Raw genomic sequence first — 20,268 nt, 5'->3', positions numbered from 1 at the left:
GGGACTCCGCGGTGGTGTGGACATGTCGGGACACCGCGACGCTATCCCAGCGGCCGGGCCCGATCACCAGCAGCGCTCGACAAAGGGCCGCTCGCAAGCTTGGTGGGCTCCCGACAAAGGGCACGGAATACACGTGATCGCGCGTGACACCGGTCACCGGGGTGGTGAGGCGGGCGTCACGATGCAAGCGAATGACGTATTCGGACGATCACGTTCCGGATTCGTGACGTCCGCATCGTGGGCAGTCGCTGTCACCGACCGGCGCGACCCCGGAGACTGTGGGCGTTTTTGCTCCGCCCAGCCCGCCCAGCCCGCCCAGATCCCCCCACACACATCGGACGAGCCGCTCCATGTCCAACAGCACCACCAACAGCACCACCGGCAAGGCTCCGCAGCAGCCGGCGGACGCCGCCCTCTCCCACGGCCTCAAGCAGCGCCACCTGTCGATGATCGCCCTCGGCGGGGTGATCGGCGCCGGACTGTTCGTCGGCTCCGGGGCCGGCATCGCCGCCGCAGGGCCCTCGATCGTCGTCGCCTACACCCTCTCCGGTCTCCTCGTGATGCTGGTGATGCGGATGCTGGGCGAGATGTCCGCCGCGTATCCCTCCTCGGGCTCCTTCTCCGCGCACGCCGAGCGGGCGATCGGCCCCTGGGCCGGTTTCACCGCGGGCTGGGCGTTCTGGGTGCTGCTGTGCACGGCCGTCGGCCTGGAGGGCATCGGCGCCGCGCAGATCGTGCACGGCTGGCTGCCGGGCACGCCCGAGTGGGCGTGGGTGGCGCTGTTCATGGTGGTGTTCTGCGGGACGAACCTGGCGGCCGTGAAGAACTTCGGCGAGTTCGAGTTCTGGTTCGCCGCCCTCAAGGTCGGCGCGATCTCGCTGTTCCTGGTCCTTGGCGTGCTGGCGATCGCCGGGGTCCTGCCGGGCACCGACGCCCCCGGCACCTCCCACCTGAGCGACTTCCTGCCGAACGGCGGCGACGGCCTGATCATCGGCCTGCTCGCCTCGGTGTTCGCCTACGGCGGCCTGGAGACGGTGACCATCGCGGCGGCCGAGTCGGAGAACCCGGTCAAGGGCGTGGCGAGCGCCGTGCGCACGGCGATGTGGCGCATCGCGCTGTTCTACATCGGCTCGATGGCGGTCATCGTGACCCTGGTCCCCTGGGACTCCCCGGAGGTCGTCGAGAAGGGCCCGTACGTCGCCGCCCTCGACGAGCTGGGCATCCCGGGCGCCGGTCAGCTCATGAACATCGTGGTGCTGGTCGCGCTGCTCAGTGCGATGAACGCCAACATCTACGGCGCCTCGCGCATCGGCTACTCGCTGGTCGAGCGCGGCCAGGGCCCGAGGACGCTGGGCCGGGTGTCGGGCGGGGTGCCGCGGATCGCGGTGCTGGTCTCCTCCCTCTTCGGCTTCGGCTGCGTGCTGCTCAGCTACTGGCGGCCGGACGACGTCTTCTCCTGGCTGCTGAACATGATCGGCGCGGTCATCCTGATCGTCTGGATCTTCATCGCCGTCGCCCAGCTCCGGCTGCGCCGCCGCCTGGAGCGGGAGGCGCCCGGAAAACTGGCCGTGCGCATGTGGGGCTTCCCGTGGCTGACCTGGGTGGCACTGGCGGGCATGGCCGCGGTGTTCGTGCTGATGGCCCGCGAGCCGGACACGCGGGTGCAGCTCTACTCGACGGGCGGCATGACGCTGGTCCTGGCGGCCGTCGGCTACGCCCGGCAGCGGCGGCGCGGTTAGCCGGCACCCCCGGTACCTCTTCTTCCCTTCCAGGCCCCCGCACGCGTCCGCGTGCGGGGGCCTTTCTGGTGCAGGGCCTTTCGGGTGCGTCGGCACGCCCCTCCGCGCCTTCGGGACCTCTTGCTGCTAGCGTGCACTTGCAAGCCTTTTGCAATAAGAGGTCGGAGGGGATCCGCCATGTCCGTCTACACGCTTCCTGAACTGCCGTACGACTACTCCGCGCTGGCCCCCGTGATCAGCCCCGAGATCATCGAGCTGCACCACGACAAGCACCACGCCGCGTACGTCAAGGGCGCCAACGACACGCTGGAGCAGCTCGCCGAGGCGCGGGACAAGGAGACGTGGGGCTCGATCAACGGCCTGGAGAAGAATCTGGCCTTCCATCTCTCCGGCCACATCCTGCACTCGATCTACTGGCACAACATGACCGGCGACGGTGGCGGCGAGCCCCTGGCCGCCGACGGCGTCGGTGACCTCGCCGACGCGATCGCCGAGTCCTTCGGCTCCTACGCCGGCTTCAAGGCGCAGCTCACCAAGGCCGCCGCGACCACCCAGGGCTCGGGCTGGGGGGTGCTGGCGTACGAACCGCTGAGCGGCCGGCTGATCGTCGAGCAGGTCTACGACCACCAGGGCAACGTCGGCCAGGGCGCCACCCCGATCCTGGTCTTCGACGCCTGGGAGCACGCCTTCTACCTGCAGTACAGGAACCAGAAGGTCGACTTCATCGACGCCATGTGGGCGGTCGTCAACTGGCAGGACGTGGCGAAGCGCTACGAGGCGGCCAAGTCCCGCACGAACACGCTGCTGCTGGCTCCGTGAGAGCCCGCCCCTGATCGTTCTGCCTCGTGATCGTCCTGCCTCGTGATCGTCTTCTCAACCTTCACCGGCAGGCGGAATGAGGGAAGCCCCCGTGAGGACGTGACTCGCGGGGGCTTCCTGTGCGTGCGGGCTGTCCAACGGCCTGCCTTGAACGGGCTGTCTACAGGTTGCTGAAGTCCGGGCCCTTGGTGCGGGTGCGCTTGATCTCGTAGAAGCCCGGCACGGAGGCCACCGCGAGGGTGCCGTCCCAGAGCCTGGCCGCGTCCTCGCCCTTGGGGGCGGGGGTGACGACCGGGCCGAAGAAGGCGAGCTGGCCGCCGTCGGCGCCGGGCACGGCGATGACCGGGGTGCCGACCTCCTGGCCGACCTTGTCGATGCCCTCCTTGTGGGAGGCGCGCAGTTGCGGCTCGTACGGGGTGGTGTCCCAGTGGTCCATGAGGGATTCGGGCAGGCCGGCGTCCTTCAGAGCGGCGGCGACCGTGTCCCTGCCCGGGCCCTCCTCCTGGTTGTGGATGCGGGTGCCGAGCGCCGTGTAGAGGTCGCCGAGCACCTCCTGGCCGTGCTCCTCCTGGGCCGCGATGACGACACGGACCGGGCCCCACGCCTTGACCTCGAGCATCTCGCGGTACTCGGCGGGCAGGTCGTCGAGCTTGTCCTCGTTGAGGACCGCGAGGCTCATCACATGCCAGCGAACCTCGATGTCCCGGACCTTCTCCACCTCCAGGACCCAGCGGGAGGTCATCCAGGCCCAGGGGCACAGCGGGTCGAACCAGAAGTCGACGGGGGTCTTCTCCGACATCTCCGACATGTCTCTCCTCAAGAGGCGGCGCAGGCAAGTCTTTCTCGGGCCAACCGAGCGGTCGCCCCGCCCATTCCCGGTCGTCCCACCCGTTCCCGTCCCCGTTCCCGGCTGCCGCGTGTCAGGACCGCATGGCAGGATCGGAGCTGTCCGCATACTGAACACACCCGAGGGAGTGCCGCCCGTGCCCGGTGAGAATCTGTCCCGCGACGAGGCCCGGGAGCGGGCCGCCCTGCTGTCCGTCGACGGGTACGAGGTGTCCCTCGACGTGCGCTCGGCCACCGGTGACGTGCGGGGCGAGGGTCCCCGCACCTTCCGCTCCGTCACCACGCTCCGTTTCCGCTGCAACGAGCCGGGCGCGAGCAGCTTCGCCGACCTGATCGCGCCGAGTGTCACCGCCGTCTGTCTCAACGGCCGCGATCTCGACCCGAGCGAGGTCTTCGACGGCTCCCGGATCGTCCTGGAGGACCTGGCCGCCGACAACGAGCTGGTGGTCGACGCCCAGTGCGCCTACTCCCGCACCGGCGAGGGCCTGCACCGCTTCGTCGACCCCGAGGACGGCGAGGTGTACCTGTACACCCAGTACGAGCCGGCCGACTCGCGCCGGGTCTTCGCCAACTTCGAGCAGCCGGACCTCAAGGCGCCCTTCCGTTTCGAGGTGCGGGCGCCGGAGGAGTGGACGGTGTGGAGCAACGGCGCCGGTGAGCGCGTCGACGGGGTGTGGCGGTTCGCGGAGACGAAGCCGATCTCGACGTACATCACGTGTGTCGTCGCCGGTCCCTACCACTACGTCACGGACTCCTACGAGCGTGTACTGGAGGACGGCACGCGGCTGGAGATCCCGCTGGGCGCGCTGTGCCGGAAGGGTCTGGCGCCGCACTTCGACGCCGACGACGTCTTCCTGATCACCAAGCAGGGCCTGGACTTCTTCCACGACCGCTTCGACTACCCGTACCCCTTCGGGAAGTACGACCAGGCGTTCGTGCCGGAGTACAACCTCGGCGCGATGGAGAACCCGGGGATGGTGACCTTCCGGGAGGAGTACATCTTCCGCGGGAAGGTGACGCGGGCGTCGTACGAGGGCCGTGCCAACACGATCCTGCACGAGATGGCGCACATGTGGTTCGGCGACCTGGTCACCATGGAGTGGTGGGACGACCTGTGGCTGAAGGAGTCCTTCGCCGACTTCATGGGCGCGTTCGCGAACGTCGGCGCGACCCGCTTCAAGGACGCCTGGATCACCTTCGCCAACCGCCGCAAGGCCTGGGCCTACCGCGCCGACCAGCTCCCCTCCACCCACCCGATCACGGCCGACATCCGTGACCTGGAGGACGCCAAGCTCAACTTCGACGGCATCACCTACGCCAAGGGTGCCTCGGTGCTGAAGCAACTGGTGGCGTACGCCGGGCAGGACGCGTTCCTGGAGGGCGCCCGGCGCTACTTCAAGCGGCACGCGTACGGCAACACCCGGCTGGGTGATCTGCTGTCGGTCCTTGAGGAGACCAGCGGACGGGACATGGCGGCCTGGGCGCGCTCCTGGCTCCAGACGGCGGGCGTCAACTCGCTGACCCCGCAGGTGCTGCTGAGCGCGGCGGGCACGGTCGACGAGCTGGCGGTCGTGCAGGAGGCCACCGAGTCGCACCCCGAACTGCGCCCGCACCGCGTCGCGGTGGGTCTGTACCGGCGTACGGCCGAGGGCGCGCTGGAGCGGTACGCGCGCGCCGAGGTGGACGTCGAGGGGCCGCGCACGGTGGTGACGGAGCTGGCCGGTGCCGAGGCGCCCGAGCTGGTCCTGGTCAACGACGACGACCTGACGTACTGCAAGACGCGCTTCGACGAGACCTCGCTGGCGACGCTGCGCGAGCACCTGGGCGCGCTGACCGACCCGCTGGCCCGTGCGCTGTGCTGGTCGGCGCTGTGGAACATGACGCGGGACGCGCTGCTGCCGACGCGGGACTTCGCCGGGCTGGTACTGCGGTTCGCGGGACGCGAGTCGGACATCGGCGTCCTGCAGATGCTGCACGCCTGGACGAACTCGGCGCTGACGCACTACGCGGCACCCGACTGGCGGGAGACCGGCGGCCGGCTGCTCGGCGAGGGCGCGCTGCGTGCGCTTCGGGACGCGGCGCCGGGCGGTGAGCAGCAGCTCGCGTGGGCACGGTTCTTCGCGTCGGTGGCGTCCGACGAGGGGGAACTGGCTCTGCTGCGGGGCCTGCTGGAGGGCACCGAGAAGATCGACGGGCTTGACGTGGACCAGGAGCTGCGCTGGGCGTTCCTGGCCCCGCTCGCGGCCCACGGCGCCGTCGACGAGGGCGTGCTGGCCGCCGAGCTGGCCCGCGACGACACGGCCTCCGGCAAGCGGCACCAGGTGCGCTGTCTGGCCGCCCGTCCCTCGACGGCGGTGAAGGCGCAGGCCTGGGCGCAGGTCGTGGAGTCCGACGCGCTGTCCAACGCGCTGGTGGAGGCGACCATCGCGGGCTTCGCGCAGGCCTCGCAGCGGCAACTGCTCGCGCCGTACACCGAGAAGTACTTCGCGGCGATCGAGCGGGTGTGGGCCGAGCGGTCCATCCAGATCGGGATGGACGTGGTCCGGGGCCTGTTCCCGTCGCTGCGGGACTCCCGGGACACGCTGGACGCGACGGACGCGTGGCTGTCCGCGCACGAGGACGCCGCGCCCGCGCTGCGCCGGCTGGTCCTCGAGGCGCGGGACGACCTGGCGCGGGCACTGCGGGCACAGGCGTGCGACGCGACGGCGGGAGGCCGCTGACACCTTGCAGGCCCATCCGATCTCCGACCACCGATGCCTGGCCGATCTCTGGCCAATGATTGGGCGCTCAGTCATCGTTACAAGATGAGTGCACTGCGGCCGTAACCCCTGGTCCCACCCATTCGGACCAGGGGTTTCGGCATCCGAACACCCGTCCTTTAGTCCGGCCTTGTCCCGGTTTGGCGATGAGCGTGTAACAGCGGTTAAGGGACGGATCGGGCGCGGGAAAGCCCCCGGTCATGACGCACAACACCCCGCTCTCCCCCCGCCCCCGCCCGCTCCACGACCTGGCCGACGGCCGTCGCCGGCTGCTGACGGCCGCCCAGTTGCGGGCGCACGGTGTCTCCGCCGCCGAGACCAACGAGCAGTGCCGCCCCGGCGGGCCGTGGCAGCAACTCCTCCCGAACGTCGTCCTGCTCCACCCGGGACCGCCGACCAGCGAGGAGCGCCTGCACGCGGTGCTGCTCTACGCGGCACGGGAACGCACCCCCGGCGCGGCCGCCCCCGGCGCGGCCGCGTCCGTGCCGGTCCAGCCGGGGCCGGAGCACCCGCCCGTCCCCGCCTACGCGGAGGCGATGATCACGGGCCTGGCCGCGCTGACGCTGCACGGATTCTCCGCCGCTCCCCCGCTGCCGTCCCTGGACCTCATCGACGTCCTGGTCCCGCGGCTGCGCCGGCTGCGTACGACGGGCTGCGCGCGCATCGTCCGCACCACCGCGCTGCCCACGGCCGTGGAGCTGACCGGGGTTCCGGTGGCGCCGGTGGCGCGGGCCCTGGCGGACGCGGTGGCCGAGCTGACCGACCCGGGAGCGGTGCGCCGGCTGCTGACGGAGGCGGTGCGCGGCGGGCACTGCGAGCCGGCCGCGGTGGTCCGGGAGCTGAACCGGGCCCGGCTGCTCAGCCGCCCGCACGTGGTGGACGCCGTGGACTCGCTGGTCGCCGAGGGGCGGGCGCTGGCCGAGCAGCGGCTGTACCGGATGGTGCGCGAGCACGCCCTGCCGGAGCCGGTCTGGAACGTCGACCTGCGCCTGCCCGGCGGCCCCCACCTGGGCGGTGTGGACGCCTTCTGGCCCGAGCAGGCGGTGGCGCTGGAGCTGGACACCCGGGCCCACCGGCAGCAGGAGGACGACGCCGCCGGTGCGGAACACGCCCGCAAGCGCGAGCACCTGGAACGCCTGGGCATCACGGTCGTACACCTCACCGCGCGGGGGCTGCGGGACTCCCTCGAGCACCAGGCTGCCGTGGTCCGTACGGCGTTGATGGCGGCCGGGGACCGGGAACCCGCGGCGTACGTCGTGGTGCTGCCCCGGTAGTGACGGACCGGGGCGGTCGCCAGGAGGGGAGAGGAGGGGCCGCCGGGTGCGAAACCCGGCGGCCCCTCCTCATGGCCCGGGATCGTCATGGCCCGGGATTGTCACGGCCCGCCCCTTGTGTCCGCGATGGCGTATGGCGGAAGTACGCCATGGCTCCATCCCGTCCCGGACAACTCTCCCCAAACAGTGATCCCTTGAGTAAAGCTGAGCGGTCGTCCGGGATCGGATTCCGGACTGCGTCGGCCAGGGCCGATCGGCCTTGGTCGTTCCCCACGTTCCCTCACCTACAAGGGATGCCGATGACCCACAGCCCTCAGCGGGAACCGATACCGGGCGCGAGACGCGCGGCCCGCATCGCCCTGGCCGCCGGCCTCGTCGCCGCGCTCGCCGCGGTCGGGCCCGTCCCCGTGGCCCTCGCCGCCGACGGTCCGGCGACCGCGCCCCCCGTCGACGCCTCCGTCAAGTCCGCGCACGACAAGCTCGGTTCCGACGACGCGGACCTGCTCGCCGAGGCGAAGGCCGGCGGCGAGAAGAACGTCACGATGATGGTCGCCACCGCGCCGGGCCGGACCGAGCAGGTGGCGAAGGACCTGGACGCGGTCGCCGGCGGCACCGTCGGCCGCACCTACGACGAGCTGGGCTACGTCCGCGCCACCGTCCCCACCGCCAAGGCGGACTCGGCCATCGCGGCCGCCGCGAAGCTCTCCTCCGTGCACGGCATCGACCTGCGCGAGGAGATACCGCTGGACGACCCGACGCCGGGCGCGGACATGGCCGAGGGCGCCGCGTCGCACAAGAGCCGCAACCACTACCGCGGCCCGAACCGCTGGACCCCGGCCAAGAACCCGTACAACCCGTCCTTCGAGACGGGCGCCGTCGACTTCGTGAAGAGGCACCCGAAGTCGGACGGCCGCGGGATCACCATCGGCATCCTCGACTCGGGCGTCGACCTCGCCCACCCGGCGCTGCAGAAGACCACCACCGGCGAACGCAAGATCGTCGACTGGGTCACCGCGACCGACCCCGTCGTCGACGGCGACCGGACCTGGCGCCCGATGACCACCGCCGTCTCCGGCCCCACCTTCACCTACGGCGGGCAGACGTGGACGGCGCCCGCCGGCTCGTACCGGGTCAGCACCTTCCTGGAGTCCTACACCACCGGCGGTGACGCCGCGGGCGACGCCAACCGGGACGGCGACACCACCGACTCCTGGGGCGTCCTGTACGACGCGAAGGCCGGCACGGTCCGCGTCGACCTGAACGACAACCACGACTTCTCCGACGACAAGCCGATGAAGCCCTACAAGGACGGCTTCCAGGTCGGCTACTTCGGCACCGACGACCCGAAGACGGACGTGGCCGAGCGCCAGCCCTTCGTCGTCGAGATCCGCAAGAACGTCGTCTACAACTCCGCCGGTGCCAAGGCGGACTTCGTCAACATCGGCGTCATCGAGTCCGAGCACGGCACGCACGTCGCCGGACTCGCCGCCGCCAACGGGCTGTTCGGCGGCCGGATGGACGGCGCCGCCCCCGGCGCGCAGATCGTCTCCTCGCGCGCCTGCACCTGGAGCGGCGGCTGCACCAACGTCGCGCTCACCGAGGGCATGATCGACCTCGTCGTCAACCGCGACGTCGACATCGTCAACATGTCGATCGGCGGCCTGCCCGCGCTCAACGACGGCAACAACGCGCGCGCCGAGCTGTACACGCGCCTCATCGACACCTACGGCGTGCAGCTCGTCATCTCCGCGGGCAACTCCGGCCCCGGCGCCAACACCATCGGCGACCCCGGACTCGCCGACAAGGTGATCTCGGTCGGCGCGTCCATCTCCCGCGAGACCTGGGCCGCCAACTACGGCTCCGCGGTGCGGACCAGGTACCAGATGATGCCGTTCTCCTCGCGCGGCCCGCGTGAGGACGGCGGCTTCACGCCGACGCTGACCGCGCCCGGCGCCGCGATCAACTCCATCCAGACCTGGATGTCCGGCGCCCCGGTCCCGGAGGCGGGCTACGACCTCCCGGCCGGCTACGGCATGCTCCAGGGCACCTCGATGGCCTCCCCGCAGGCCGCGGGCGCCTCCGCGCTGCTCCTGTCGGCGGCGAAGCAGGCCCGCATCGACCTCACCCCGGCCAAGCTGCGCACGGCCCTGACCTCCACCGCCGACCACATCAGGGGCGTGCAGGCGTACGAGGAGGGCGCGGGCCTGATCGACGTCCCCGACGCCTGGAAGTCGATCCGGCGCGGCGTCACCGCCCACGAGTACACGGTCAAGGCGCCGGTCGACACCGCGATCGACCAGTTCCTTCAGACCCCGGGCTACGGCACCGGCCTCTACGACCGCGAGGGCGGCCTGAAGGCCGGGCAGAAGAAGACGTACGAGATCACGCTCACGCGTACGTCCGGCGCCGACCGGGCGATCCGGCACGAGCTGGACTTCGAGAACAACGCGGGGCACACCTTCCGGATCGTCGGCCGGGACGAGGTGCGGCTGCCGCTGAACGAGCCGGTGACCGTGAAGGTCGAGGCACGGCCCGGCTCCGCCGGTGTCAAGAGCGCGATCCTCGAGGTCGACGACCCGCGCACCCGGGGCGTCGACCAGCAGGTCCTCACCACGGTCGTGGTCTCCGCCCCGCTCGCGTACGACTTCTCCGCGAAGAGCTCGGTGGACCGCAACAGCACCAAGTCCTACTTCGTGACCGTCCCCGAGGGCGCGAAGGCGCTCGAGGTGGCGATCGGCGGGCTCAGGGGTGAGAGCCAGACCCGGTTCATCTCCATCCACCCGTACGGCGTCCCGGCGGACAACACCTCCACGCCGTACTGCTACAACAACTACCTCGACGGCAACGGCTGCCGCCCCGACGTGCGTGCGTACGCCGACCCGCAGCCCGGTGTCTGGGAGGTCGAGGTCGAGGCGCGGCGCACCTCGCCGCTCCTCCACAACCCCTACAAGCTGGACGTCACCGTGCTCGGCGCGGCCTTCGACCCGGAGGTCGTGACCGTGCCCGAGGCGAAGGTCGGCACCCCGGCCGACGCCTCCTGGACGGTGACGAACCGGTACGCCCCGCTCGAGGGCAAGCTGGTCGGCGGTCCGCTCGGCTCCTCCGAGACGTCCCGTCCGTCCATCGAGCAGGGCGGGACGGCCACCTCCACGGTCGAGGTGCCCGAGGGCGCCGAGTCGCTGGACGTCACCATCGGGGGCGTCTCCGACGCGGCCGCCGACCTGGACCTGACGGTCTACGACGAGGACGGCGCCGTCGTCGCCCAGTCCGCCGACGGCGACTCGGAGGAGTCGGTCTCCCTCGCGAAGCCGGCCGCCGGTACGTACACCGTCGAGGTCGCGGGCTACTCGGTACCGTCGGGCAGCACGGAGTACGACTACCGGGACGTGTACTTCGCGGCCGGCCTCGGCTCGGTCACCGTGGACGACTCGGCGCCGGTGAAGCTCGGCACGGGCGACTCGGCGACGGTGACCGGCAGCGTCACCGCGCTGGCCGCCGCCCCCGAGGGCCGTGAGTTCTTCGGCCGGGTCCAGCTTGTCAACGCCCACGGCACGGTCGCGGGCCTGGGCAGCGTGCGGATCGGGAAGGTCGTGCCGTAGTCCGGTGCGGTACGGGGAGGGGGCGGGCGCGCCGTGTCGGGCGCCCGCCCCCTTTCGCGTTCGCGTGCTCGGGGTGGGTCGTCAGTCGCAGGTGAGGGTGCGGGAGTCGGTGAGGGAGGCGGTGATCCGGGTGCGGGCGGTGGTGATGTTCCGGTCGCCGGTGATCACCGTGTCCGCGGTGGGTCGGTCCCGCAGGACGCCGACCAGTACCCGGTCGCCCGTGCCGAGCCGGGCGAGGCTGTCGTCCAGGACGAACGTCGTCGTCGCCGGCTCGGTGCTCTCCTCCGGTGCGTACGCGCGGGTCACGCGGAGGGTGATCCGGTGCTGTGCGGCGCCCGGCACCGGTTCTGCGGCGGTCACCGTGCCCTCGGCCACCAGACGGGCGCAGGCGAGGTAGCGGGCGGTGCCGAAGACCACGGCGGCCTCCTGGCCCGCGTCCGGGCTCTCCGGCCGCGCCGCGGACCTGTCGGCCGCGCTGCCACCCGCCGCGTCCTGGGTGGCCACGCTTCCGCCCTCCACCACCAGCCAGCCCAGCCCCGTGACCACGACACCCGCACAGGCCGCCGCGAGAACACCCAGAGCGAGACGGAACGGCCGGCGCCGTGGCCTGCGCGTGATCGCCGGGCGCGCCGCCCCGGGGGTGTGCGGCTCGGGGGTGTGCGGCCCGGGGGTGCGCGGCTCAGGCGTACGCGACCCGGGCGTACGCGGCTCAGGCGTACGCGACCCGGGCGTACGCGGCTCAGGCGTGTGCGCCTCGGGCGTGCGCGACCCGGGCATGTGCGCCTCAGGCGTGTGCCGCCCGAGCGTGTGCGGCTCGGGGGGTGCCTCGCCCAGGACGCGGCCGAGGATGTCCAGTTGGTCCCGCAGCAGCGCCACGTCGGCCGTCGCCGACCGGTACTCGCCGTGGGCGTCCGCACTCGCGCCGGGCGGCAGGGGCTCGCCCGTGATCGCGGCCATCAGCGCGTCGTACCCGACGGGGTTCTGTCCCGCGGGATTCTGTCCCGCCGGGTTCTGTCCCGCGGGGTGCTCTTCGGCGGCCATCTCACACCACCTCGTCCTCGTGCAGGCGGGCGCGCAGCGCCTGTACCGCCGTGTGCAGCCTGCTCTTGACCGTGCCCTCGGGAATGCCCAGCTCCTCGGCGATGCCGCGCACCGGCAGGTCGGCGTAGAAACGGAGGACGAGAACCTGGCGCTGGGCGTCGGGCAGCTCGTCCAGGCCCTGGGCGACGGCGAGGGAGAGGACGCTGGTGTCCTCGTCCCGGGGATGCTCCGTCTGGCGCAGCGCGGCCAGGCGTTCGCCGAGCCGGTCCTGGCGGCGCCTGGCCCGGTGCCAGTCCATGGCCAGGTTGGAGGCGACGACGGCCGCCCACGCGGACACGTCGCGCGGCGCCTCGCGGCCACTGGCCGTCCGCTCCAGCAGCCGCAGCCGGACCTGCTGCACCCCGTCCGGCAGGTCCGCCTGCGGCACCCCGCCCAGCGCGAGCACCGCCCGCACCCGGCGTTCCTGTGCCGCGTCCAGGGGATCGTCGCCCACGGCGTCCCCCTGGCCCCGGCGGGCCTTCCTGCGCAGCAAAGCCACCCCTCCCCCGGCCACGTTTCCCCTAGGACGCGGGCGGGGCCCGAAACGTTCGCCGGTACGGCCGCCTTTCGGTGCGAGGCGTACGTCACATCGTCGTGTGCGGCGGGAAGGGATGGGCAGGGGCGGAACAGCACAGCTTGCGGCGCGGCGGCGATGCGACGGAATTCCTGCAGCTCAGCCGGGTTTCGTACGCAAGGACCACACCCACTGTCCCAGTCGCCGCGTCCCATTGCGCGGGCACACCGCGCAATGGATTGGACAGGCGGGCCGGGCTTCGCCCCATGATGGAAAAGTCTCGGCCGAGCAAAGCGCGCGTGAAGACACGCGTACAACACGCGTACAAACGGAGAAGGAGTCACCGTGAGGGTCGGAATCGTCGGAGCCACCGGTCAGGTGGGCACGGTCATGCGCAGGATCCTCACGGAGCGCGAGTTCCCGGTCACCGAGCTGCGCCTGTTCGCCTCGGCGCGCAGCGCCGGCCGGGAGCTGGACGGCGTGACGGTGGAGGCCGCGGCCACCGCCGACTACTCCGGTCTCGACATCGTGCTGTTCTCGGCGGGCGGCGCCACCTCCAAGGCGCTCGCCGAAAAGGTCGCCTCCCAGGGCCCCGTCGTGATCGACAACTCCTCCGCCTGGCGCCGCGACCCCGAGGTCCCCCTGGTGGTGTCCGAGGTGAACCCGCACGCGATCGCCGACCGCCCCAAGGGCATCATCGCCAACCCGAACTGCACCACGATGGCCGCGATGCCGGTCCTGCGTCCGCTGCACACGGAAGCGGGCCTGGAGGCCGTCGTCGTCGCCACCTACCAGGCGGTGTCCGGCTCCGGCCTGGCCGGCGTGGACGAGCTGTTCGAGCAGGTCCAGAAGGCGGGCGCGGACGCCCCCAGGCTGACCCACGACGGCTCCGCCGTGGAGTTCCCGAAGCCGGAGAAGTACGTGGCGCCGATCGCGTACAACGTGCTGCCGCTGGCCGGGTCCATCGTCGACGACGGTCTGCACGAGACGGACGAGGAGCAGAAGCTCCGCAACGAGTCCCGCAAGATCCTCGAGATCCCCGGTCTGAAGGTCTCCGGCACCTGTGTGCGCGTGCCCGTCTTCAGCGGCCACTCCCTCCAGATCAACGCCCGTTTCGCCCGCCCGATCAGCGTGGAGCGCGCCAAGGAGCTGCTGGCCGGCGCCCCCGGCGTGGCGCTCACCGAGGTGCCGACGCCGCTGGAGGCGGCCGGCCAGGACCCGTCGTACGTGGGCCGCATCCGCCAGGACGAGACCGTGGACAACGGCCTCGCCCTGTTCGTCTCCAACGACAACCTGCGCAAGGGCGCGGCCCTGAACGCGGTGCAGATCGCGGAGCTGGTGGCGGCGGAGCTGAAGGGCTGAGCCCCGGCTATCCCTTCGTGACCTCGTAGAGGAAGCAGCCGTACTCGACGGCCCGGACGTGGACGAACGCCACGGCCGGGTCGTCGAACGCGTTTCGGAGGGCGGGCGCGAACCCGTCGGGTTCGACCAGGCTTCCGCCCAGGATGCGTCCCTCGACGGAGTAACGGCGCACGGTGCGGTGCGAGTTCGTGAACGCGAGCCCCTCGCCGTCCGGCCCCGCGCCGTCCGGCCCCGCGCACTCCTCGGCGTGGATGAAGACCGGCCCCTGCTCGTCGTAGGCGCCCGGGTCGGCGCCGGTCCGTGCCGCCCAGCGGCGCAGTGGGGCGTAGGAGACCAGCGCGATTCGCTCGCCGGGGCGGCTGTGGCGCAGGCAGCAGCGCAGTGGGGCGCCGCCCTCGTCGTCGGTCACGGGAGCGGGGGCGCGGCCCGCGTCGTCGGTCGTGCGCAGTTCCCTGAGGGTGGGGCGGGGGACGGGGCGTGCCGTGTAACCGTTCATGCGTCCAGGCTCACGCGCGAGGGGCCCGCGCACCGGCGGGAAACGGACATCGCGTTCGGCACAGGTCACGTGGAAGGATGGCGCAACCACACATGACGAGGAGATGACCGCGTGCCTGGCACAAACCTGACTCGCGAAGAGGCGCGGCAGCGGGCGACGCTGCTGACCGTTGACTCGTACGAGATCGATCTCGACCTCACCGGCGCGCAGGAGGGCGGCACCTACCGGTCCGTGACCACGGTGCGCTTCGACGTCGCGGAGACCGGCGGCGGGGGCGGGGGCGGCGGCGAGTCCTTCATCGACCTGGTCGCGCCGACGGTCCACGAGGTGACGCTGAACGGCGACGCCCTGGCCCCCGACGAGGTGTTCCAGGACTCCCGCATCGCCCTGCCGGGGCTGCTGCCGGGCCGCAACGTCCTGCGCGTGGTCGCCGACTGCGCGTACACCAACACCGGCGAGGGCCTGCACCGCTTCGTCGACCCGGTGGACGACCAGGCGTACCTGTACACGCAGTTCGAGGTGCCGGACGCGCGGCGGGTCTTCGCGAGCTTCGAGCAGCCGGACCTGAAGGCGACCTTCCAGTTCACCGTGACCGCGCCCGAGGGCTGGACGGTCATCTCCAACTCGCCGACGCCGGAGCCCCGGGAGAACGTCTGGGTCTTCGAGCCGACCCCGCGCATCTCGTCGTACATCACGGCGCTGATCGTCGGCCCGTACCACTCGGTGCACAGCGTGTACGAGAAGGACGGCCAGTCCGTGCCGCTCGGCATCTACTGCCGGCCCTCGCTGGCCGAGCACCTCGACTCGGACGCGATCTTCGAGGTGACGCGGCAGGGCTTCGAGTGGTTCCAGGAGAAGTTCGACTACCAGTACCCGTTCAAGAAGTACGACCAGCTCTTCGTGCCTGAGTTCAACGCGGGCGCGATGGAGAACGCGGGCGCGGTGACCATCCGCGACCAGTACGTGTTCCGCTCGAAGGTGACGGACGCCGCGTACGAGGTGCGGGCTGCGACGATCCTGCACGAGCTGGCGCACATGTGGTTCGGCGACCTGGTCACCATGGAGTGGTGGAACGACCTGTGGCTGAACGAGTCGTTCGCCACCTACGCCGAGGCCGCCTGCCAGGCGGACGCGCCCGGCTCGAAGTGGCCGCACTCGTGGACGACGTTCGCCAACCAGATGAAGACCTGGGCGTACCGGCAGGACCAGTTGCCGTCCACGCACCCGATCATGGCGGACATCAGCGACCTGGACGACGTGCTCGTCAACTTCGACGGCATCACGTACGCCAAGGGCGCGAGCGTGCTCAAGCAGCTCGTCGCGTACGTCGGTCAGGACGCGTTCTTCCAGGGCGTGCAGGCGTACTTCAAGCGGCACGCGTTCGGCAACACGCGTCTGTCGGACCTGCTGGGTGCGCTGGAGGAGACCTCCGGCCGTGATCTGAAGACCTGGTCGAAGGCGTGGCTGGAGACGGCCGGCATCAACGTCCTGCGCCCGGAGATCGAGACGGACGCGAACGGCGTCATCACGTCCTTCGCCATCCGCCAGGAGGCCCCGGCACTCCCGGCGGGCGCCAAGGGAGAGCCGACGCTGCGCCCGCACCGCATCGCGATCGGCGCCTACGACCTCGACGGCGACGGCAAGCTGGTGCGCGGGGAGCGCGTCGAGCTGGACGTGGACGGCGAGCTGACCGCCGTACCGCAGCTCGTGGGCAAGCCCCGCCCGGCGGTGCTGCTCCTGAACGACGACGACCTGTCGTACGCCAAGGTCCGCCTGGACGAGCAGTCCCTGGCGGTCGTCACCGAGCACCTCGGCGACTTCACGGAGTCGCTGCCGCGCGCCCTGTGCTGGGCGTCGGCGTGGGACATGACGCGGGACGCGGAGCTGGCGACCCGCGACTACCTGTCGCTGGTCCTGTCCGGGATCGGCAAGGAGTCCGACATCGGTGTCGTGCAGTCGCTGCACCGCCAGGTGAAGCTGGCCGTCGACCAGTACGCCGACCCGAACACCCGCGAGGCACTGCTCACCCGCTGGACCGAGGCCACGCTGGCGCACCTGCGCGCGGCCGAGGCGGGCAGTGACCACCAGCTTGCGTGGGCGCGGGCGTTCGCGGCGACGGCGCGGATGCCGGAGCAGCTTGACCTGCTGGACGCGCTGCTCGACGGTACGCAGACCATCGAGGGCCTGGCCGTCGACACCGAGCTGCGCTGGGCGTTCGTGCAGCGTCTCGCGGCCGTGGGCCGGTTCGGCGGTTCGGAGATCCAGAGCGAGTACGAGCGGGACAAGACGGCCGCCGGTGAGCGCCACGCCGCCACCGCGCGTGCCGCCCGCCCGACCGAGGCGGCCAAGGCGGAGGCCTGGGAGTCGGTCGTCGACTCCGACAAGCTGCCGAACGCCGTGCAGGAGGCGGTCATCGCCGGCTTCGTCCAGACCGACCAGCGCGAGCTGCTGGCGACGTACACGGAGCGGTACTTCGAGGCGCTGAAGAGTGTCTGGGCGTCCCGTTCGCACGAGATGGCCCAGCAGATCGCGGTCGGCCTGTACCCGGCGGTGCAGGTCTCCCAGGAGACCCTGGAGCGGACGGACGCCTGGCTGTCCTCCGCCGAGCCGAACGCGGCGCTGCGGCGGCTGGTCTCGGAGTCCCGTTCGGGCGTGGAGCGCGCACTGCGGGCGCAGGCGGCGGACGCGGCGGCCGGTGCGGGGGCGGGTGCGGCGGCGGGCGAGTAACCCGCACCTCACGAGTACGCCCCGGGGGCGCCCGCGCAGACAGGTGGCGGGCGCCCCTTCGGGCGTACGGCGACGGTGACGGCGAAAAGGTAGATAGGTTACTTCTAAGCCAGTTTCCGTCAAGCTACTTTCTTGCGGTCGAGCGGAACGGACTTGATACTCGTGCCATGACTGAACGCCCCGAGCAGCGGTCCGAGCCGCACAAGGACCCCGTCGACGCGATCATCGACCAGTGGGCGGTGGTGCGGCCGGACCTGGACACGGCCGCCATGGAGGTGTTCGGCCGGGTTTTCCGGCTGGCGCGCGCGATGGGCGACCGGATGGAGAAGGCGTACGCGCGCTTCGGCATCTCGCGCGGAGAGTTCGACGCCCTGGCCACCCTGCGCCGCTCCGGGGAGCCCTACACGCTCTCCCCCCGGCAGCTCTCTGCCACGCTGATGCTCACCACCGGCGGCATGACCGGCCGCCTCGACAAGCTCGAACGGGCCGGACTGCTGCGCCGCTCCCCCGACCCGCACGACCGCCGGGCACTTCACGTCACCCTCACCGACCGGGGTCTCGAGCTGATCGACGAGGCGGTCGGCGCGGGCCTCGACGTCCAGACCCAGGCCCTGGCCTCCCTCGACGCCGAGCGGGCCGGTCGGCTGACCGGCCTGCTGCGGGACCTCCTCGCCGGCACCGAGAAGTAGACGGCCGCTCACGCTCGGCCCACGTGCGCGGCCACCGCCGCCCCGGTCTCCGCCGCACTCGCGTCGTCCGCCGCCCAGGCCACGTACCCGTCGGGCCGCACCAGCACCGTCGTACGGCGACGGCTCGCCCAGCGCTCCACGGCCAGCCGCTCCCGGCCCCCGGAGGCGGTCTCTGGGGCTGCCTCTGAGGCTGCCCCAGGGGCTGCTCCTGGGGCGATGAGCACGAACCGTCCGCCGCGCAGTGCCTCGTGAAGCCGCCCGCCGCCCGCGAGGGCCACGTCGGGCACGCGGGTGCCGGTCAGCCGGTGGGCCCCGCGGGGGGCCGGGTAGCGGAGGCCGACGCCGGTGATGTGGCCGGCCGCCCGGCGACGGGCCGGGCCCAGGTGGTCGAGGACGGTGGTGACGGCCGCCCGCAGCGCCAGCGTCCAGGGGCGCTTGGCCATGGCGAGGCGGACGATGCCGCCACTGCTGCGCAGCACCGACCGGCCCACGGGGTGCCGCTCCGTCTGGTAGGTGTCCAGCAGTTCGGGCCCGGCGTGCCCGTGCAGCACGGCCGCCAGTTTCCAGCTCAGGTTCGCCGCGTCCTGGAGGCCGGTGTTCATGCCCTGGGCGCCGGCCGGCGTGTGCACGTGCGCCGCGTCGCCTGCGAGGAAGACGCGGCCCACGCGGTAGGCGGGCGCCTGCCGCTCGTCGCTGTGGAACCGCGACATCCAGCGGGCGTCGTGCATCCCGAAGTCCCGGCCCAGGGCGAGACGGGTGATCTCCTTGACCTCCTCGAGGCCGAGGGGCTCGCTGTCGGGGACGTTCCGCCCGCGGTGCCAGCCGATCACGCGGTAGTACTCGTCGCCGAACGGTGCGAGGAAGGCGAAGGCGTCCCCGACGGCGTTGACGGTCAGCAGCGTCTCCGGCTCCTCGGCGAGGCGCACGTCGGCGAGGACGACGGAACGGATGACCGAGTGCCCGGGAAACGGCAGGCCGATCGCGTCGCGCACGGTGCTGCGCATGCCGTCGGCGCCGACGACGTACGCCGCGCGCAGTGTCTGCGGCTCCCCGTCCGGGCCGCGGACCTCGACGGTGACGCCGCCCTCCGTCGAGTCCTTCTCGATGTCCTGGCGCACCCCGGTCGTCTCGGTCTCGTACCGGAACTCCACCCCGGCCTCCACCGCCCGCCGCTCCAGCACCTTCTCGACCTCGTACTGCGGCAGGACGAGGAGGTGCCGGAACCGGGAGGGCAGGGTGGCGAGGTCGACGGTGAGGCTGCCGAAGAGGCGGAGGCGGTCCAGGGGCCTGCCCACGGCCTCCAGGCCGTCCGCGAGGGCGCGGGCGTCGAGTTGCTCGAGGGTGCGGGCGTGCAGCACGAAGGCGCGGGAGAGGTTGCTGATCCGGTGCGGGCGCTTCTCGACGAGGGTGACGGGGATGCCGGCGGTGGCGAGGTCACCGGCCAGGAGCAGGCCGGTGGGGCCCGAACCGACGACGATCACGGAGCGGGGGGACACGTGCCGGGTTCCGTTCATGGGGGGCCTCCTTGCGGTGCTGCCTACGCCTGCTTGCCTACGTCTACTTGTCTGCGTCTACTTGTCTGCGTCTACTTGTCTGCGCCTTCTTGCCTGTGCCTGCTTGCCTGCGCCCGTTGGCCAACATTTGTTTGCCAACGCTTGTTGTCACCGTAGGGGCGGCCGGACTCGACGTCAACACTTGTTGGCCTACGCGTGTTGGCCTACGCTTGTGGGCATGCCCCGTACAGCGCTTCACGGCAGGACCGATGACAACGAGCCGCCCGCCCGCCGCTCCGACACCACCCGCGCCGCGATCCTCGACGCGGCCCGCGAGCGCTTCGCCGCCGACGGATACGAGCGGGCCACCATCCGCGCCGTCGCCCGGGACGCGAGCATCGACCCGTCGATGGTGATGCGGTACTACGGCAACAAGGAGGGCCTGTTCGCGGCGGCCGTCACCGTCGACCTCGCCCTGCCCGACCTGGCCGCGGGGCCGCGCGAGGAGGTCGGGCGGGTCCTGGTGACCCACTTCCTCGCCATGTGGGAGGAGAACGAGGTGCTCACCGCGCTGCTCCGGGTCGGGGTCACCAACCAGGCCGGGGCCGAGCGCATGCAGGGCATCTTCCGCGACCAGTTGCTGCCGGTCGCCCGGCGGGTGTGCCCGGATCCCGAGCAGGCCCCGGCGCGGGCCGCGCTCGTCGCGACGCAGGTGCTCGGCGTGGCACTCACCCGGTACGTGCTGCGGTTCCCGCAGGCCGCGGCGCTCCACCGCGAGGAGGTCGTGGCCTGGCTGGCGCCCACGGTCCAGCGCTATCTGACGGCACCGAGCCCCTGACCGCGCAGACACCGAAGGGCGCCGTCCCCGTCC

Annotated in this window: 14 protein-coding genes; 9 read left to right on the top strand and 5 right to left on the bottom strand. The window is 71.8% G+C overall.

What is annotated here, in order from left to right; translation table 11 throughout:
• The first annotated feature begins 350 nt into the window (after window positions 1-350).
• Window positions 351-1,739 carry an amino acid permease gene (locus KUM40_RS32805; RefSeq protein WP_217169930.1) on the top strand — a complete coding sequence of 463 codons (1,389 nt, stop codon included), beginning with the start codon at window positions 351-353 and terminating at the stop codon, window positions 1,737-1,739.
• Window positions 1,740-1,916: 177 nt separating this feature from the next.
• Complete coding sequence (locus KUM40_RS32800; protein ID WP_217169929.1) at window positions 1,917-2,558, top strand: superoxide dismutase; 642 nt, start codon at window positions 1,917-1,919, stop codon at window positions 2,556-2,558.
• A 160-nt stretch (window positions 2,559-2,718) separates the two neighbouring features.
• Here the strand turns inward: KUM40_RS32800 and KUM40_RS32795 are convergent, their stop codons facing one another.
• Complete coding sequence (locus tag KUM40_RS32795; protein WP_217170066.1) at window positions 2,719-3,357, bottom strand: DsbA family protein; 639 nt, start codon at window positions 3,355-3,357, stop codon at window positions 2,719-2,721.
• Between the two features lie 184 nt (window positions 3,358-3,541).
• Here KUM40_RS32795 and pepN (KUM40_RS32790) point away from each other — a divergent pair, with 184 nt between their 5' ends.
• The 3 genes from pepN (KUM40_RS32790) (at window position 3,542) to KUM40_RS32780 (ending at window position 11,036) form a co-directional block, all read left to right on the top strand.
• Complete coding sequence (gene pepN, locus KUM40_RS32790; RefSeq protein WP_217169928.1) at window positions 3,542-6,124, top strand: aminopeptidase N; 2,583 nt, start codon at window positions 3,542-3,544, stop codon at window positions 6,122-6,124.
• Between the two features lie 239 nt (window positions 6,125-6,363).
• Window positions 6,364-7,437, top strand: a complete 1,074-nt coding sequence (locus KUM40_RS32785; RefSeq protein WP_217169927.1) for a hypothetical protein — start codon at window positions 6,364-6,366, stop codon at window positions 7,435-7,437.
• 299 nt (window positions 7,438-7,736) lie between these two features.
• On the top strand, window positions 7,737-11,036 hold the full coding sequence (locus tag KUM40_RS32780) for a S8 family serine peptidase (protein ID WP_217169926.1): 3,300 nt from the start codon (window positions 7,737-7,739) through the stop codon (window positions 11,034-11,036).
• Between the two features lie 81 nt (window positions 11,037-11,117).
• Here the strand turns inward: KUM40_RS32780 and KUM40_RS41785 are convergent, their stop codons facing one another.
• Together KUM40_RS41785 and KUM40_RS32770 are read right to left on the bottom strand one after the other, a co-directional pair.
• Window positions 11,118-12,077 (bottom strand): hypothetical protein, encoded by a 960-nt coding sequence (locus KUM40_RS41785; protein WP_254396006.1) that lies wholly within the window; start codon window positions 12,075-12,077, stop codon window positions 11,118-11,120.
• Window position 12,078: 1 nt separating this feature from the next.
• A complete protein-coding gene (locus tag KUM40_RS32770) occupies window positions 12,079-12,615 on the bottom strand; it encodes a sigma-70 family RNA polymerase sigma factor (RefSeq protein ID WP_217169925.1) in 537 nt (178 codons plus the stop codon).
• A gap of 360 nt (window positions 12,616-12,975) precedes the next feature.
• Here KUM40_RS32770 and KUM40_RS32765 point away from each other — a divergent pair, with 360 nt between their 5' ends.
• Complete coding sequence (locus KUM40_RS32765; protein ID WP_217169924.1) at window positions 12,976-13,992, top strand: aspartate-semialdehyde dehydrogenase; 1,017 nt, start codon at window positions 12,976-12,978, stop codon at window positions 13,990-13,992.
• Window positions 13,993-13,999: 7 nt separating this feature from the next.
• Here KUM40_RS32765 and KUM40_RS32760 read toward each other — a convergent pair whose 3' ends face one another.
• Complete coding sequence (locus KUM40_RS32760; RefSeq protein ID WP_217169923.1) at window positions 14,000-14,488, bottom strand: DUF1203 domain-containing protein; 489 nt, start codon at window positions 14,486-14,488, stop codon at window positions 14,000-14,002.
• Between the two features lie 111 nt (window positions 14,489-14,599).
• Between KUM40_RS32760 and pepN (KUM40_RS32755) the strand changes: the two genes are divergently transcribed.
• Both pepN (KUM40_RS32755) and KUM40_RS32750 read left to right on the top strand, forming a co-directional pair.
• A complete protein-coding gene (gene pepN / locus KUM40_RS32755) occupies window positions 14,600-17,215 on the top strand; it encodes an aminopeptidase N (protein ID WP_217169922.1) in 2,616 nt (871 codons plus the stop codon).
• Window positions 17,216-17,382: 167 nt separating this feature from the next.
• The gene (locus KUM40_RS32750) at window positions 17,383-17,904 is read left to right on the top strand and encodes a MarR family winged helix-turn-helix transcriptional regulator (RefSeq protein ID WP_217169921.1); all 522 of its coding nucleotides are present in this window, start codon (window positions 17,383-17,385) and stop codon (window positions 17,902-17,904) included.
• A gap of 8 nt (window positions 17,905-17,912) precedes the next feature.
• Here the strand turns inward: KUM40_RS32750 and KUM40_RS32745 are convergent, their stop codons facing one another.
• Window positions 17,913-19,418, bottom strand: coding sequence for an FAD-dependent monooxygenase (locus KUM40_RS32745; protein WP_217169920.1), 1,506 nt, complete (start codon window positions 19,416-19,418; stop codon window positions 17,913-17,915).
• A 217-nt stretch (window positions 19,419-19,635) separates the two neighbouring features.
• On the opposite strand from KUM40_RS32745, the gene KUM40_RS32740 reads away from it, so the two are divergent.
• On the top strand, window positions 19,636-20,235 hold the full coding sequence (locus tag KUM40_RS32740) for a TetR family transcriptional regulator (protein WP_217169919.1): 600 nt from the start codon (window positions 19,636-19,638) through the stop codon (window positions 20,233-20,235).
• Window positions 20,236-20,268 lie beyond the last annotated feature (33 nt).

Origin of the sequence: Streptomyces sp. AC512_CC834, assembly GCF_019049325.1 — a bacterium.
GTDB lineage: Bacteria > Actinomycetota > Actinomycetes > Streptomycetales > Streptomycetaceae > Streptomyces.
The sequence above is the reverse complement of the archived record's forward strand: the minus strand, read 5'-3'. Positions and strand labels throughout refer to the sequence as shown.